The following is a 15,257-nucleotide window of genomic DNA, read 5'->3' as shown; positions in this document are numbered from 1 at the left end:
TACTGTCAGTGCAAGAAGCCGGAGGCGGAAAAAGGACAACGGAATCAAAGGGACGTGTGATGTGCTTTGGGGCAGTTAACACTGCGGGTAAATCGTTTAGGGAAGCGCTACAATAATTGTGAAGCGTTACCTCCTTTACGGTCAATCAGCAAGGTGTTAAATTGATCACGTTTCCAGCAATAAGTCGCCAAATATTCTTCTTACACTAACGGCGCTTATGGAATACGGGTTTTTTTCTAAACACCGGGATAATCAGGCGAGACGTCTTGTACCTCTACATCGAGACATTGAAGCAGAGACTGGATGCGATCAATCAGCTACGCGTCGATCGCGCCCTGGCGGCTATGAAGCCCGCGTTTCAACGGGTATACAGTCTGCTGCCCACCTTACTGCACCACCACCACCCGCTGATGCCGGGTTACCTGAACGGTAACGTTCCCCACGGCATTTGCCTCTACACGCCTGATGAAACTCAACAAGATTACCTGAACGATTTAGAAGACAAATGGGGCAGCCCGTTTGACAAACCGGCCAGCGGCGAGCTGCCGATCACCGGCGTCTATTCGATGGGCAGCACCTCGTCTATCGGCCAAAGCTGCAGCTCGGATCTCGACATCTGGGTCTGCCACCAGTCCTGGCTGGACAACGAAGAACGCACCCGCCTGCAGCAAAAATGCAGCCTGCTTGAGAAGTGGGCCGCCTCGATGGGGGTGGAAGTCAGCTTCTTCCTGATCGACGAAAACCGCTTCCGCCATAATGAAAGCGGCAGCCTGGGCGGCGAAGACTGCGGCTCGACGCAGCATATCCTGTTGCTCGACGAATTCTACCGCACCGCGGTGCGCCTGGCCGGCAAGCGCATCCTGTGGAACATGGTGCCGGGCGAAGAAGAAGCGCACTACGATGAATACGTGCTGTCGCTGTACGCGCAGGGCGCGCTGACGCCGAACGAGTGGCTGGATCTTGGCGGCCTGAGTTCGCTGTCGGCGGAAGAGTACTTCGGCGCCAGCCTGTGGCAGCTGTACAAGAGCATCGATTCGCCTTACAAGGCGGTGCTGAAGACCCTGCTGCTGGAAGCCTATTCCTGGGAATACCCCAATACCCAACTGCTGGCGACGGACATCAAACATCGCCTGCATCAGGGCGAGATCGTCAGCTTCGGGCTCGACGCCTACTGCATGATGCTCGAGCGCGTCACCCGCTACCTGACCGACATCAACGACACCACCCGCCTCGATCTGGCCCGCCGCTGTTTCTACCTGAAAGTGTGTGAAAAGCTGTCGTTGGCCAAGGCCTGCGTCGGCTGGCGGCGCGAGATCCTCAGCCAGCTGGTCAGCGAATGGGGCTGGAGCGAAGAGCGTCTGGCGATGCTGGACAACCGCGCCAACTGGAAAATCGAACGGGTGCGCGAAGCGCATAACGAGCTGCTCGACGCGATGATGCAGAGCTACCGCAACCTGATCCGTTTCGCTCGCCGCAACAACCTCAGCGTCAGCGCCAGCCCGCAGGATATCGGCGTGCTGACCCGCAAACTGTACGCGGCGTTCGAAGCGCTGCCCGGCAAGGTGACGCTGGTGAACCCGCAGATTTCGCCGGACCTGTCGGAAAACGACTTAACCTTTATTCACGTGCCGGTTGGCCGCGCCAACCGCACCGGCTGGTACCTGTATAATCAGGCGCCGGCCATGGATTCTATTGTCAGCCATCAGCCACTGGAATATAACCGCTACCTGAACAAGCTGGTGGCCTGGGCCTATTTCAACGGCCTGCTGACGCCGCAGACCCGCCTGCACATCAAGAGCGGCAACCTGTGCGACACCGCCAAGCTGCAGGAGCTGGTGGCCGACGTCTCCCATCACTTCCCGCTGCGCCTGCCGGCGCCGACGCCGAAAGCGCTGTACAGCCCGTGCGAAATTCGCCATCTGGCGATCATCGTCAACCTGGAAAACGATCCGACCGCCGCCTTCCGCAATCAGGTGGTGCATTTCGATTTCCGCAAGCTGGACGTGTTCAGCTTCGGCCAGCAGCAGCAGTGCCTGGTAGGCAGCATCGATCTGCTGTACCGCAACTCCTGGAATGAAGTGCGCACCCTGCATTTCAGCGGCGAGCAGTCGGTGCTGGAAGCGCTGAAAACCATTCTCGGCAAAATGCATCAGGACGCCGCGCCGCCGGAGTCGGTGGAAGTGTTCTGCTACAGCCAGCACCTGCGCGGCCTGATCCGCACCCGTATCCAGCAGCTGGTGTCGGAGTGCATCGAGCTGCGCCTGTCCAGCACCCGCCTGGAGCCCGGCCGCTTCAAGGCGGTGCGCGTCGCCGGGCAGACCTGGGGGCTGTTCTTCGAGCGCCTGAGCGTATCGGTGCAAAAGCTGGAGAACGCGGTGGAGTTTTACGGCGCCATCTCCAACAACAAGCTGCACGGCCTGTCTATCAAGGTGGAAACCGATCAGGTGCATTTGCCGCCGGTGGTGGACGGCTTCGCCAGCGAGGGGATCATCCAGTTCTTCTTCGAAGACACCTCAGACGACAAGGGCTTCAATATCTATATTCTGGACGAGTCGAATCGGGTGGAGGTGTACCACCACTGCGAGGGCAGTAAAGAGGAGCTGGTGCGCGACGTCAGCCGCTTCTATTCATCCTCGCACGATCGCTTCACCTACGGCTCCAGCTTCATCAACTTCAACCTGCCGCAGTTCTATCAGATCGTGCAGCTCGACGGGCGCACGCAGGTGATCCCGTTCCGCAGCAACGTGCTGTCCAGCCTGTGCGTGACGGTGGCCGACGGCGCCGCGCAGCCGCTGAAACAGCAGTTCCAGCTGCATTGACGCCGCAAGGGCTCGGTTGCCGAGCCCTGCTTAGCCTCAGGAAAAACGCAATTCCTCGCCGGCCTGCGCGCTGGCCGCTTCGCTGAGCAGCTGGTAAAACGGCTGCCCGCTGCGATCGCATAGCCAAGCGCCGTCGCGGTAGTTGAAGTGGTAGCCGCCGGCCTTGGTGGCGAGCCACACCTGGTGCAGCGGCTCCTGGCGGTTGATGACGATTTTGGTGCCGTTTTCGAAGCTCAGCGTCATTACGCCACCATTGGTTTCGTAATCGATATCCGCATCGCCGTCAAAATCGTCCAGTGTCTCTTCAATATTCAGCATCAGCTGGTCGGCCAACTGGTGAAACTCGCTGTCGTTCATATTCAATTCCTATTGCTTTTCATGATCCACCTGCGATTATAGAGACCTTGGACGCATGAATTACAGGCATTAATGCAAATGAAAAAACAACTACGCTATGCGCTGATGGCCGTTCTGGTTACCGGCCTCGCCGGCTGTGGTCTGAAAGGCCCGCTTTACTTCCCGCCTGCCGACCCCGCCAGCCAAAAACCGGCCAAGCCGCCGGTGCAAACGGGCGATCAGGTGCAAAAGAACCAGCAGGAGCAGTCTGGCTCTCAGCAAAAACCGTCGATGGTCGACCAGTAACACCCTGTTTACGGTGGCGAGCGCCGCCGTAAAATCAAGACGGATAGCGCGTCCAGATAGCGGAGTATGATATGCAGTTCTCCAAAATGCACGGTCTGGGCAACGACTTTATGGTGGTCGATGCCGTTACACAGAATGTCTATTTTTCACCTGAGCTGATCCGCCGGCTGGCCGATCGGCACCTGGGCGTCGGCTTTGACCAGATGCTGGTGGTAGAACCGCCTTACGATCCCGAGCTGGATTTTCACTACCGAATTTTCAACGCCGACGGCAGCGAAGTGGCGCAGTGCGGCAACGGCGCGCGCTGCTTCGCGCGCTTTGTGCGGCTGAAAGGGCTGACCAACAAACGCGACATCCGCGTCAGCACCCAAACCGGGCGCATGGTGCTCAGCGTCACCGACGACGATCTGGTGTGCGTCAACATGGGCGAGCCTAATTTCGATCCGCAGGCGGTGCCGTTCCGCGCCGCCAAGGCTGAAAAGACCTACATCATGCGCGCCGCGGAACACACCGTGCTGTGCGGCGTGGTGTCGATGGGCAACCCGCATTGTGTTTTGCAGGTGGACGATGTAAAAACCGCCAAGGTGGAGCTGCTCGGGCCGGTGCTGGAAGGTCATGAGCGCTTCCCGGAACGGGCCAACATCGGCTTTATGCAGGTGGTCAGCCGCGATCATATCAAGCTGCGTGTTTACGAGCGCGGCGCCGGCGAAACGCAGGCCTGCGGCAGCGGCGCCTGTGCGGCGGTGGCGGTGGGGATCCAACAGGAATTGCTGTCAGAAGAGGTGCATGTAGAACTGCCGGGCGGCAGCCTGCATATTCGCTGGAAAGGGCCGGGCAACCCGCTGTTTATGACCGGCCCGGCAACCCATGTCTATGACGGATTTATTCATCTATGAAAAGCGTAGAAGAACAGAGCGTCGCCGGCCTGGCGCTGGATGACGACACCGTGATGCAGTACCTGCTGCAGAACCCGGATTTCTTTATTCGCAACGCGCGCCAGGTTGAGCAGATGCGCGTGCCTCACCCGGTGCGCGGCACCGTTTCGCTGGTGGAATGGCATCTGGCCCGCCAGCGCAATCACATCGAGCGGCTGGAAGAAGAGATCACGCTGCTGATGGAGCAGGCCAGCGCCAACGAAGGGCTGTTCGCCCGGTTGTTGCACCTGCAGGCCGATCTGGCCACCGCCGACAGCCTGCAGGACATGCTCAACCGCCTGCAGCGCTGGGCGCGCGGTTTTGGTTTGGCCGGCGCCACGGTGCGCCTGTTCGCCGAGCGCTGGAAGATCGGCGCGCCTTCCGATTTCACCCATCTGGCGCTGACGCGTTCGGCGTTCGAGCCGTTTCGCATTCAGCGGCTGGGCAGCGAACAACATTACCTCGGCGGCCTGAACGGCCCCGAACTGCTGCTGCTGTTGCCGCAGGCCAAACAGATTGGCCAGATTGGCTCGGTGGCGCTGTCGATGCTGGGCGACGATGGCGAACTGGGCATGGTGATCTTCAGCAGCCGAGATACGCAACACTATCAGCAGGGCATGGGCACGGTGATGCTCAATCAACTGGCGCGCATGCTGCCGGCGCTGCTGGAACGCTGGGTCGAACGCGCATGACGCCGATTGCGCCCAGCCTGCAGCAGCCGGTGGACGCTTTTCTGCGTTATCTCAAGGTAGAACGGCAACTCAGCCCGCTGACGCAGCTTAGCTATTCGCGCCAGCTGGCGGCGCTGATGCGCCTGGCGCAGGAGATCGGCGTCACCGACTGGGCGGCGCTGGACGCCGCCCGGGTGCGCATGCTGGCGGCGCGCAGCAAACGCGCCGGCCTGCAGTCCGCCAGCCTGGCGCTGCGGCTTTCTTCATTGCGCAGTTTCCTCGACTGGCTGGTCAGCCAGGGCGTATTGCACGCCAACCCCGCCAAAGGCATCCGCACGCCGCGCAGCGGCCGCCATCTGCCGAAAAACATCGACGTCGATGAAATGAACCAGCTGCTGGAGATCGATCTCAACGATCCGCTGGCGGTGCGCGATCGCGCCATGCTGGAGGTGATGTACGGCGCCGGTCTGCGCCTCTCCGAACTGGTGGGGCTGGATTGCCGCCATGTCGATATGGCGGCCGGCGAGGTGTGGGTGATGGGGAAAGGCAGTAAAGAGCGCAAATTGCCGATCGGGCGCACCGCCGTCACCTGGCTGGAACACTGGCTGGCGATGCGCGATCTGTTCGGGCCGGAAGATGACGCGATGTTCCTGTCCAATCAGGGGCGGCGCATCTCGACGCGCAACGTGCAAAAGCGCTTCGCCGAATGGGGCGTGAAACAGGGCGTCAACAGCCATATTCACCCGCACAAGCTGCGTCACTCCTTCGCCACTCACATGCTGGAGTCCAGCGGCGATCTGCGCGCGGTGCAGGAGCTGCTCGGCCACGCCAACCTGACCACCACGCAAATTTATACCCACCTCGACTTTCAACATCTGGCGAACGTGTACGATGCCGCGCATCCGCGCGCCAAACGGGGGAAATCCTGATGCATTTTTATCGCCCGCTGCGCCCGCTGGCGGCGCTGACTTTCGATCTGGACGACACGCTGTATGACAATCGCCCGGTGATCCGGCAAACCGAACAACAGTCGGTGGCCTTCCTGCAGAGCTACCACCCCGGTCTGAACAGCTTCCAGTCGGCGGATTTCCACCGCCTGCGCCAGGAGCTGCGCGAGCAGGATCCGGAGATTTACCACGACGTCACCCAGTGGCGCTGGCGCGCCATTCATCTGGCGCTGAGCCGGCAGGGGCTGCGCGATGCCGACGCGGCGGTCGGGGCCGATGCGGCGATGCAAAACTTCGCGCTGTGGCGCAGCCGCATCGAGGTGCCGCAAGCGACCCACGCCACGCTGAAGGCGCTGGCCGCGCGCTACCCGCTGGTGGCGATCACCAACGGCAACGCCGATCCGGCGCAGTGCGGCCTGGACGGTTACTTCCAGTTCGTGTTGCGCTCCGGGCCGGACGGGCGCGCCAAGCCGTATCAGGACATGTATCACCTGGCCGTCGAGCGGCTGGGCGTGGCGCCCGAGCAGATCCTGCACGTGGGCGACGATCTGACCACCGACGTCGCCGGCGCGCTGCGCGCGGGGCTGCAGGCCTGTTGGATCAACGATCGGCAACGCTGCCTGATGCAGGCCGCCGACAGCCGCCTGCTGCCGCATATTGAGATTTCGCAGTTGGCATCGCTGACAGCATTGTTATAATCCCTGCCAGAACTCTGTATAAATTTCCAGTGAAAAACCCGTCAGCGGCGGGTTTTCCCTTAACCATTAGTGGTGCCTATGGACGTCTCCGATCTGCTCGACAGCCTGAATGAAAAACAACGTGAAGCCGTGGCGGCGCCGCGCAGCAACCTGTTGGTTCTGGCCGGAGCGGGCAGCGGCAAGACGCGGGTGCTGGTGCATCGCATCGCCTGGCTGCTGTCGGTGGAGAACTGCTCGCCGTATTCGATCATGGCGGTGACCTTCACCAACAAGGCGGCGGCGGAAATGCGCCACCGTATCGAACATCTGATCGGCACCAGCCAGGGCGGCATGTGGATCGGCACCTTCCACGGCCTGGCGCACCGTCTGTTGCGCGCCCACCACCTGGAAGCCAACCTGCCGCAGGATTTCCAGATCCTCGACAGCGACGACCAGCTGCGGCTGCTCAAGCGCATCATCAAGGCGCTGAACGTCGACGAGAAGCAGTGGCCGCCGCGTCAGGCGATGTGGTACATCAACGGCAAGAAAGACGAGGGCCTGCGCCCACAGCACGTCGAGACCTACAACAACCCGGTAGAAGCCACCTGGCTGCGCATCTACCAGGCCTATCAGGAAGCCTGCGATCGCGCGGGGCTGGTGGATTTCGCCGAGCTGCTGCTGCGCGCACACGAGCTGTGGCTGAACAAGCCGCATATCCTCAACCACTACCGCGAACGTTTCACCAACGTGCTGGTGGACGAATTCCAGGATACCAACAGTATCCAGTACGCTTGGATCCGCCTGCTGGCGGGCGGCAACAGCAACGTGATGATCGTCGGCGACGATGACCAGTCGATCTACGGCTGGCGCGGCGCGCAGGTGGAAAACATCCAGCGCTTCCTGAAAGATTTCCCCGGCGCGGAAACCATCCGCCTGGAGCAGAACTACCGTTCCACCAGCAACATCCTGAAAGCGGCCAACACCCTGATCGCCAACAACGACGGGCGCATGGGCAAAAACCTGTGGACCGAAGGCGGCGAAGGCGAACCGATCTCCATCTACTGCGCCTTCAACGAACTCGACGAAGCGCGCTTCGTGGTCAACCGCATCAAGACCTGGCAGGACAACGGCGGCGCGCTGAACGACTGCGCCATCCTGTACCGCAGCAACGCCCAGTCGCGCGTGCTGGAAGAGGCGCTGCTGCAGACGGCGATGCCGTACCGCATCTACGGCGGCCAGCGCTTCTTCGAACGCCAGGAAATCAAGGATGCGCTGGCTTACCTGCGCCTCATTTCCAACCGCAACGACGACGCAGCCTTCGAGCGCGTGGTCAACACCCCGACGCGCGGCATCGGCGATCGCACCCTCGACGTGGTGCGCCAGGCGGCGCGCGATCGCCAGCTGACGCTGTGGCAGGCGACGCGCGAGCTGATGCAGGACAAGGTGTTGGCCGGCCGCGCTGCGTCGGCGCTGCAGCGCTTTATCGAACTGGTGGAGTCGCTGGCGCACGAAACCGCCGACATGCCGCTGCACGTGCAGACCGACCGGGTGATCCGCGATTCCGGGCTGTTCATCATGTATGAGCAGGAGAAAGGCGAAAAGGGGCAGGCGCGCATCGAAAACCTTGAGGAATTGGTGACGGCGACGCGCCAGTTCAGCTATCAGGACGAAGATCAGGATCTGATGCCGCTGCAGGCGTTCCTGTCGCATGCGGCGCTGGAAGCGGGCGAAGGCCAGGCCGACGCCTATCAGGACGCGGTGCAGCTGATGACCCTGCACTCCGCCAAGGGGCTGGAGTTCCCGCTGGTGTTTATCGTCGGCATGGAAGAGGGCATGTTCCCGAGCCAGATGTCGCTGGATGAAGGCGGCCGTCTGGAGGAGGAGCGCCGCCTGGCCTATGTGGGCGTAACGCGCGCCATGCAGAAGCTGACGCTGACCTATGCCGAAACGCGCCGTCTGTATGGCAAAGAGGTTTACCACCGGCCGTCGCGCTTTATCGGCGAACTGCCGGAAGAGTGCGTGGAAGAAGTGCGTCTGCGCGCCAGCGTATCGCGCCCGGTCAATCACCGCCGCATGGGCACGCCGATCAGCGAGAACGATACCGGTTACAAGCTGGGCCAGCGCGTGCGCCATCCCAAGTTTGGCGAAGGCACCATCGTCAATCTGGAGGGCAGCGGCGAGCACAGCCGGCTGCAGATCGCCTTCCCGGGCGAGGGCATCAAGTGGCTGGTGGCGGCCTACGCTCGCCTGGAAACGGTATAAAAGAGAGGGGCGCGTTGCAGGGGGCAGCCCCTGCAATCGTTCAGGATCAGTGAGGGTAGCGATCGCCGACCTGCGCGGTGGCATACCAGCGCATCACCGCTTCGGTGCCTTCACCGCCTTCCTGCGGTGCCCACGGCATGCAGTCCTCTTCGGTCAACGCCTGATACGGGCCCTGCTTTACTTCGAACACCACGCCGCCGGCATCGACCGACAACACCGCATGCCAGGTAAATGCCGGCATCTCCAGCACTTTGGTTTCTTCGCCGAGCAGGGTGCGCTGCGTCACGACGCCGTCATCGTTGAACTGCAGCACGACAAAACGGCCGCGCAGCGGCGTCAGCAGTTCCCAGGTTTGCGGGTGACGGTGCGGGCGGATATAGGTGCCGGGTTCCATGGCGATCGCCAGGCGTTGCACCGGGTCGCTCAACTCTTCGTGTAAGGTGCGGTGCGCGCGCAGGCGGGGCACGCTGGCGGCCTGTTCGCTCATCGCGGTCAGTTCATGGGCGGTAATCTGTTTCATCGTTTAAATCCGCATGCTTGTCGTACCATTAGGGTGATGTCATCTTAGCAACATTCTTGGTGGCGGTAAGCGATCGCCGCGACTTTTTCAGTACGGTTTAGGCGCCATTTTTGCCATTGAACATCGTGATGATTTGTTGCGCAATTATCCCGCCTAACGTGTTGACAGGCTTTTTCTTCTCGGCGTAACATGCGCGCACTATTATCATTGAGGACAGACGCCTTGGACACACCCAGTAGATACTGGCTCACTGACCTGCGCCGCAGGTATAACTTCTAAGGCTCTCCGTTTTTGCTGATAGCCTTCGTGGTTGTCGGCGACCCCGCAAAGCGTCGCTATGAGTCAGATCTCTTCATGGTCTGAAACAAATCGGTGATACGCATCCCCTCTGTTTCTGTGCTTCAACGCGTTGTCCGCACCCGTTACCTTCACGGAGTTTTGGCACATGCTGAGCGCTTTTAAATTAGATAACCGCCGCTTGTCCCGTCTGGAGCTGGACGACTCGGATGATCTCACGTCATCGCTGTGGGTTGATCTGGTCGAGCCGGAAGAGGGCGAGCGTGAGCGCGTGCAGAATGAGCTGGGACAAAGCCTGGCGACGCGTCCCGAACTGGACGACATCGAAGCCTCCGCCCGTTTCTTCGAAGATGAAGACGGTCTGCATATCCACTCCTTCTTCTACTTTGAAGATGCGGAAGATCACGCCGGCAACTCCACGGTGGCGTTCACCATCCGCGACGGCCGCCTGTATACCCTGCGCGAGCGTGAACTGCCGGCGTTTCGCCTGTACCGCATGCGCGCCCGCAACCAGACCATGCTCGAAGGCAACGCCTACGAACTGCTGCTGGATCTGTTCGAAACCAAGATTGAACAGCTGGCGGACGAGATAGAGAACATCTACAGCGATCTGGAACAGCTCAGCCGGGTGATCATGGAAGGGCATCAGGGCGATGAATACGACGCCGCGCTATCGACGCTGGCGGAGCTGGAAGATATCGGCTGGAAGGTGCGTTTGTGTCTGATGGATACCCAGCGCGCGCTCAACTTCCTGGTGCGCAAGGCGCGTTTGCCGACCGGCCAGCTGGAGCAGGCGCGTGAAGTGCTGCGCGACATCGAATCCCTGCTGCCGCACAACGAATCGCTGTTCCAGAAGGTGAACTTCCTGATGCAGGCGGCGATGGGCTTCATCAACATCGAACAGAACCGCATCATCAAGATCTTCTCGGTGGTGTCGGTGGTGTTCCTGCCGCCGACGCTGGTGGCCTCCAGCTACGGCATGAACTTCGAATTCATGCCGGAGCTGAAATGGTCGTTCGGCTACCCGGGCGCCATCACCTTGATGATCCTGGCCGGTCTGGCCCCTTACCTGTACTTCAAGCGCAAGAACTGGCTGTAACCCGGCGGCGCCGGGCTCAGCGCAGCTTGCGCTGGGTGTAGAGCGCGTCGAGGGTGAACAGGATCAGCGCCGCCCAGATAAAGCCGAAGGTCACCAGTTTGTCCTGGCCGACGGTTTCGCCGTAGAAGGTGATCGCCAGCAGGAACATCAGCGTCGGGCCGAGATACTGGAAGAAACCGAGCGTCGACAGGCGCAGCCGGGTGGCCGCCGCGGTGAAGCACAGCAGCGGCACGGTGGTGACGATGCCGGCGGCGACCAGCAGCAGGTTCAGCGACCACGGGTTGGCGCTAAGGTGGCTGGTGGGGCTGTCGGCGAACAGGAACAGATAGGCCGCCGCCACCGGCAGCAGCCACAGCGTTTCGATCAGCATGCCGGTCTGGGCGTCGATGGCGATTTTCTTGCGCAGCAGGCCGTAGAAGGCGAAGCTGAACGCCAGCCCCAGACCGATGATCGGCAACGAGCCGAACTGCCAGAGCTGCACCAGCACCCCGGTGAACGCCAGCGCCACGGCCACCCACTGCATGCGGCGAAAGCGCTCGCCGAGAAACAGCATCCCCAACAGCACGTTAACCAGCGGGTTGATGAAGTAGCCCAGGCTGGCTTCCAGCATATGGTGGTTGTTCACCGCCCAGATGAACAGCAGCCAGTTGCCGCCGATCAACAGCGCGGTGACCGCCAGCAGCAGCAGCCGTTTGCGATTTTGGCAGGCGGCGCGCACTTTCGGCCAGTTGCGGCCCAGCGTGATCAGCGCCAGCATGAAGAAAAACGACCAGATGATCCGGTGGGTAAGGATCTCGTCCGCGGATACTTGCTGAATCAGTTTGAAATAGGCCGGGGCGATGCCCCACATAAAATAGGCGGCCAGGGCGAAGAAAATGCCCTGACGCGTTTGCTTTGCGTCCATGACGTCACTCGGTGGGGAACGTAAGATGCGGTGAGTGTACTGAAGACGCCCACCGCACACAATCATCAGCCGACCAGATAGGTGGCGGTCGCGGTCGCGATATGCAGGCCGTCGTGGTTATGCAGTTCTACGCGCGCGACGGCGACCTTATTGCCGCTGCGCAGCACGCTGGCGGAGGCGACGAAGTGTTCGCCGCGGCCGGGGCGCAGGTAGTCGACGCGCAGATCGATGGTGCCCATGCGCGACAGCTTGGCGGCGATCTCCTCTTCGATCAGCGGCTCCAGGCGCGTCAGCACGCCGCCGGCGCAGGCCAATCCGGCGGCGACGTCAAGCACCGCGGCGATCACGCCACCGTGCAGAATTTCCTGTGCCGCGTTGCCCACCAGCTTGCGTTGGTTGGTGAAGCTCAGCTCGACGTAATCATCGTCGAAGCGGCGTAGCTCCAGGCCAAGCTCGCGGTTGAACGGCATGTGGTAGACAAAGATTTCGCCGATCTTGCGGCGGGCGGCTTCCAGGGTCAGTGGTGTGGTCGACATAGCGGGTTTCCGTTTTTCTTTTGCGTTTTAAGGGAGCTAACTGGTCAGTCCAGGTTAATGGAATGTTGATTTTATGCTTAACCTTTGTTGCTTTCCAGACTATTCCAATAAAACCGGCCTGCGCTGCGGTAAAGCCTCCTTTGTGTGTAAAATGGCCTGATTTTTTCCGGGCTTGCCCTTTTTCGTTGGAGTGAGGAGAGGTTATGCGCATTTTGTCAGGGATCGTTTCCGCCACGCTGCTGATGCCGGCGCTGGCATTGGCTGAGGAAGCCAAAGAGCAGCAGATTCACGATAAGCCGGCGGTGCGCGGCAGCATTATCGCCAACCTGCTGCAGGAGCACGATAATCCGTTCACGCTGTATCCTTACGATCCCAATTACCTGCTGTACACCGACACCAGCGATATCAACAAAGAGGCCATCAAGACGTACAACTGGGCCGACAAGGCGCGCAAGGACGAGGTGAAATACCAGCTTAGCCTGGCGTTTCCGCTGTGGCGGGGCATTGCCGGCGACAACTCGGTGCTCGGCGCGTCTTATACTCAGCGCTCCTGGTGGCAATTGTCCAACCGCGGCGAGTCTTCGCCGTTCCGCGAAACCAACTACGAGCCGCAGTTGTTCGTGGGGTGGGCGACCGATTACCGCTTTGCCGGTTGGACGCTGCGCGATGTTGAAATCGGCGTTAACCATCAGTCTAACGGCCGCTCGGATCCGACGTCGCGCAGCTGGAATCGCGGCTATGCGCGGCTGATGGCGCAAAACGGCAACTGGCAGGTGGATCTCAAGCCCTGGTTCCGTTTCTCGGAGAGCTCGAGCAACGACGACAACCCGGACATCACCAAATACATGGGATACTACCGGTTGAAGGTCGGTTACGCCTGGGGCGACAGCGTGTTCAGCGTCGACAGCCACTACAACTGGAACAGCGGCTACGGCGGCGCGGAGCTGGGCTGGAGCTATCCGATCACCCGCAACGTGCGTTTCTATACCCAGGTGTTCAGCGGCTACGGCGAATCGCTGATCGACTATAACTTCCGGCAGACACGGGTGGGCGTTGGTGTCATGCTGAACGATATTATGTAATCATACCCGCTGGGTGTGTACCGATTAAAAAATGGGGAAGTGTGTGTCAACCGCAGCAGTGATTAACAGAGAGTTGCTGGCCGAACAGGTATTGCGCGATACCTTTGGCTACCAGCAATTCCGTCCGGGCCAACAAACGATTATCAACGCCGCGATCGGCGGGCAGGATTGCCTGGTGGTGATGCCGACCGGCGGCGGCAAGTCGCTGTGTTACCAAATCCCGGCGCTGGTGATGGACGGCCTGACGCTGGTGGTTTCCCCGCTGATCTCGCTGATGAAGGACCAGGTCGACCAACTGTTGGCCTACGGCGTTTCCGCCGCCTGCTACAACTCGACGCAAACCCGCGAGGAGCAGCTGGACGTTATGGCCGGCTGCCGCAACGGTACCATCAAGATGCTGTACATCGCCCCGGAACGGCTGATGATGGAAAGCTTCCTCAGCCTGCTCGATCACTGTCCGCCGGCGATGCTGGCGGTGGATGAGGCGCACTGTATTTCGCAGTGGGGCCATGACTTCCGGCCGGAATATCGCGCGCTGGGTCAGCTGAAACAGCGCTTCCCGTCGATGCCGGTGATCGCGCTGACCGCCACCGCCGACGAGTCCACCCGCGGCGATATCGTGCGCCTGCTGTCGCTGCAGGACCCGCTGGTGCAGGTCAGCAGCTTCGACCGGCCGAACATCCGCTACACGCTGGTGGAAAAATTCAAACCGCTCGATCAGCTGTGGCGCTTCGTGCAGGATCAGCGCGGCAAGAGCGGCATTATCTATTGCAACAGCCGCGCCAAGGTGGAAGACACCGCCGCGCGTCTGCAAAGCCGCGGGCTGAGCGTCGGCGCCTACCACGCCGGGCTGGACAACGATCGCCGCGCGCAGGTGCAGGAAGCGTTCCAGCGTGACGATCTGCAGGTGGTGGTGGCCACCGTCGCCTTCGGCATGGGCATCAATAAACCCAACGTGCGCTTCGTGGTGCATTTCGACATCCCGCGCAATATCGAATCCTATTATCAGGAGACCGGCCGCGCCGGGCGCGACGGCCTGCCGGCCGAAGCCATCCTGCTGTACGATCCGGCCGACATGGCCTGGCTGCGCCGCTGCCTGGAGGAAAAACCCGCCGGGCAGCAGTTGGACATCGAGCGCCACAAGCTGAACGCCATGGGCGCGTTCGCCGAGGCGCAAACCTGCCGCCGTCTGGTGCTGCTCAACTACTTCGGCGAAGGCAAGCACGAGAACTGCGGCAACTGCGACATCTGCCTCGATCCGCCCAAGCGCTACGACGGGCTGGAGGACGCGCGCAAGGCGCTGTCCTGCGTGTACCGCGTCGGCCAGCGCTTCGGCCTCGGGTACATTGTGGAAGTGCTGCGCGGTTCCAACAACCAACGCATTCGCGAATACGGCCATGACAAGCTGCCGGTGTACGGCATCGGCCGCGATCAAACCACCGAACACTGGACCAGCGTGCTGCGTCAACTGATCCACCTGGGCTTTATCACCCAGAACATCGCCATGCACTCGGCGCTGCAATTGACCGAGGCGGCGCGTCCGGTGTTGCGCGGCGAGGTGGCGCTGCAGCTGGCGGTGCCGCGCATCCAGAGCCTGAAGTCGCGCAGCAGCGCCAACCAGAAATCCTACGGCGGCAATTACGATCGCAAGCTGTTCGCCAAGCTGCGCAAACTGCGCAAATCGATCGCCGACGAAGAAAACATTCCGCCTTACGTGGTGTTCAACGACGCCACGCTGCTGGAAATGGCCGAACAGATGCCGATCAAGGCCGGCGATCTGCTGAGCGTCAACGGCGTCGGCCAGCGCAAACTGGAGCGTTTCGGCGCGCCCTTTATGGCGATGATCCGTGACCATCTCGACAATGATGAAGACTGAGGGCGATAAAT

The 15,257-nt window shown here is 61.1% G+C and carries 14 protein-coding genes; 10 read left to right on the top strand and 4 right to left on the bottom strand.

The annotated features are described in order from the left end of the window. The first annotated feature begins 266 nt into the window (after window positions 1-266). Complete coding sequence (locus ACJ8HH_RS18185; protein ID WP_019452546.1) at window positions 267-2,819, top strand: class I adenylate cyclase; 2,553 nt, start codon at window positions 267-269, stop codon at window positions 2,817-2,819. Window positions 2,820-2,855: 36 nt separating this feature from the next. Here ACJ8HH_RS18185 and cyaY read toward each other — a convergent pair whose 3' ends face one another. Beyond that, a complete protein-coding gene (gene cyaY, locus ACJ8HH_RS18180; RefSeq protein WP_033649637.1) occupies window positions 2,856-3,176 on the bottom strand; it encodes an iron donor protein CyaY in 321 nt (106 codons plus the stop codon). Between the two features lie 78 nt (window positions 3,177-3,254). Between cyaY and lptM the strand changes: the two genes are divergently transcribed. The 6 genes from lptM to uvrD all read left to right on the top strand — a co-directional run bounded on the left by lptM (window position 3,255) and on the right by uvrD (window position 8,932). Beyond that, window positions 3,255-3,461: an LPS translocon maturation chaperone LptM gene (gene lptM / locus ACJ8HH_RS18175; protein WP_004934241.1), complete on the top strand. Its 207-nt coding sequence runs from the start codon at window positions 3,255-3,257 to the stop codon at window positions 3,459-3,461. A 71-nt stretch (window positions 3,462-3,532) separates the two neighbouring features. Then, complete coding sequence (dapF, locus tag ACJ8HH_RS18170) at window positions 3,533-4,357, top strand: diaminopimelate epimerase (RefSeq protein ID WP_004934244.1); 825 nt, start codon at window positions 3,533-3,535, stop codon at window positions 4,355-4,357. Then, on the top strand, window positions 4,354-5,067 hold the full coding sequence (locus ACJ8HH_RS18165; RefSeq protein WP_033636652.1) for a DUF484 domain-containing protein: 714 nt from the start codon (window positions 4,354-4,356) through the stop codon (window positions 5,065-5,067). Before dapF ends, ACJ8HH_RS18165 begins: the two co-directional genes overlap by 4 nt. After that, the gene (gene xerC / locus ACJ8HH_RS18160; protein ID WP_016929495.1) at window positions 5,064-5,975 is read left to right on the top strand and encodes a tyrosine recombinase XerC; all 912 of its coding nucleotides are present in this window, start codon (window positions 5,064-5,066) and stop codon (window positions 5,973-5,975) included. Before ACJ8HH_RS18165 ends, xerC begins: the two co-directional genes overlap by 4 nt. After that, a complete protein-coding gene (gene yigB, locus ACJ8HH_RS18155) occupies window positions 5,975-6,691 on the top strand; it encodes a 5-amino-6-(5-phospho-D-ribitylamino)uracil phosphatase YigB (protein WP_060443773.1) in 717 nt (238 codons plus the stop codon). Before xerC ends, yigB begins: the two co-directional genes overlap by 1 nt. 78 nt (window positions 6,692-6,769) lie before the next feature. Further along, window positions 6,770-8,932, top strand: coding sequence for a DNA helicase II (gene uvrD / locus ACJ8HH_RS18150; protein WP_033649640.1), 2,163 nt, complete (start codon window positions 6,770-6,772; stop codon window positions 8,930-8,932). A 46-nt stretch (window positions 8,933-8,978) separates the two neighbouring features. On the opposite strand, the gene ACJ8HH_RS18145 is transcribed toward uvrD, so the two are convergent. Next, complete coding sequence (locus ACJ8HH_RS18145; RefSeq protein WP_033636654.1) at window positions 8,979-9,452, bottom strand: WbuC family cupin fold metalloprotein; 474 nt, start codon at window positions 9,450-9,452, stop codon at window positions 8,979-8,981. A 445-nt stretch (window positions 9,453-9,897) separates the two neighbouring features. On the opposite strand from ACJ8HH_RS18145, the gene corA reads away from it, so the two are divergent. After that, the gene (gene corA / locus ACJ8HH_RS18140) at window positions 9,898-10,848 is read left to right on the top strand and encodes a magnesium/cobalt transporter CorA (RefSeq protein ID WP_004934262.1); all 951 of its coding nucleotides are present in this window, start codon (window positions 9,898-9,900) and stop codon (window positions 10,846-10,848) included. A 16-nt stretch (window positions 10,849-10,864) separates the two neighbouring features. Here the strand turns inward: corA and rarD are convergent, their stop codons facing one another. Together rarD and ACJ8HH_RS18130 are read right to left on the bottom strand one after the other, a co-directional pair. Further along, window positions 10,865-11,752: an EamA family transporter RarD gene (gene rarD / locus ACJ8HH_RS18135; RefSeq protein ID WP_033636655.1), complete on the bottom strand. Its 888-nt coding sequence runs from the start codon at window positions 11,750-11,752 to the stop codon at window positions 10,865-10,867. A gap of 65 nt (window positions 11,753-11,817) precedes the next feature. Next, a complete protein-coding gene (locus tag ACJ8HH_RS18130; RefSeq protein ID WP_016929489.1) occupies window positions 11,818-12,288 on the bottom strand; it encodes a thioesterase family protein in 471 nt (156 codons plus the stop codon). 203 nt (window positions 12,289-12,491) lie between these two features. On the opposite strand from ACJ8HH_RS18130, the gene pldA reads away from it, so the two are divergent. Both pldA and recQ read left to right on the top strand, forming a co-directional pair. Beyond that, window positions 12,492-13,370, top strand: a complete 879-nt coding sequence (gene pldA, locus ACJ8HH_RS18125) for a phospholipase A (protein WP_004934270.1) — start codon at window positions 12,492-12,494, stop codon at window positions 13,368-13,370. A gap of 43 nt (window positions 13,371-13,413) precedes the next feature. After that, a complete protein-coding gene (gene recQ / locus ACJ8HH_RS18120; RefSeq protein ID WP_060424201.1) occupies window positions 13,414-15,246 on the top strand; it encodes an ATP-dependent DNA helicase RecQ in 1,833 nt (610 codons plus the stop codon). Window positions 15,247-15,257: the final 11 nt, after the last annotated feature.

This window comes from Serratia sp. CY32780, from assembly GCF_052169135.1.
Classification (GTDB): domain Bacteria; phylum Pseudomonadota; class Gammaproteobacteria; order Enterobacterales; family Enterobacteriaceae; genus Serratia; species Serratia sarumanii.
The sequence above is the reverse complement of the archived record's forward strand: the minus strand, read 5'-3'. Positions and strand labels throughout refer to the sequence as shown.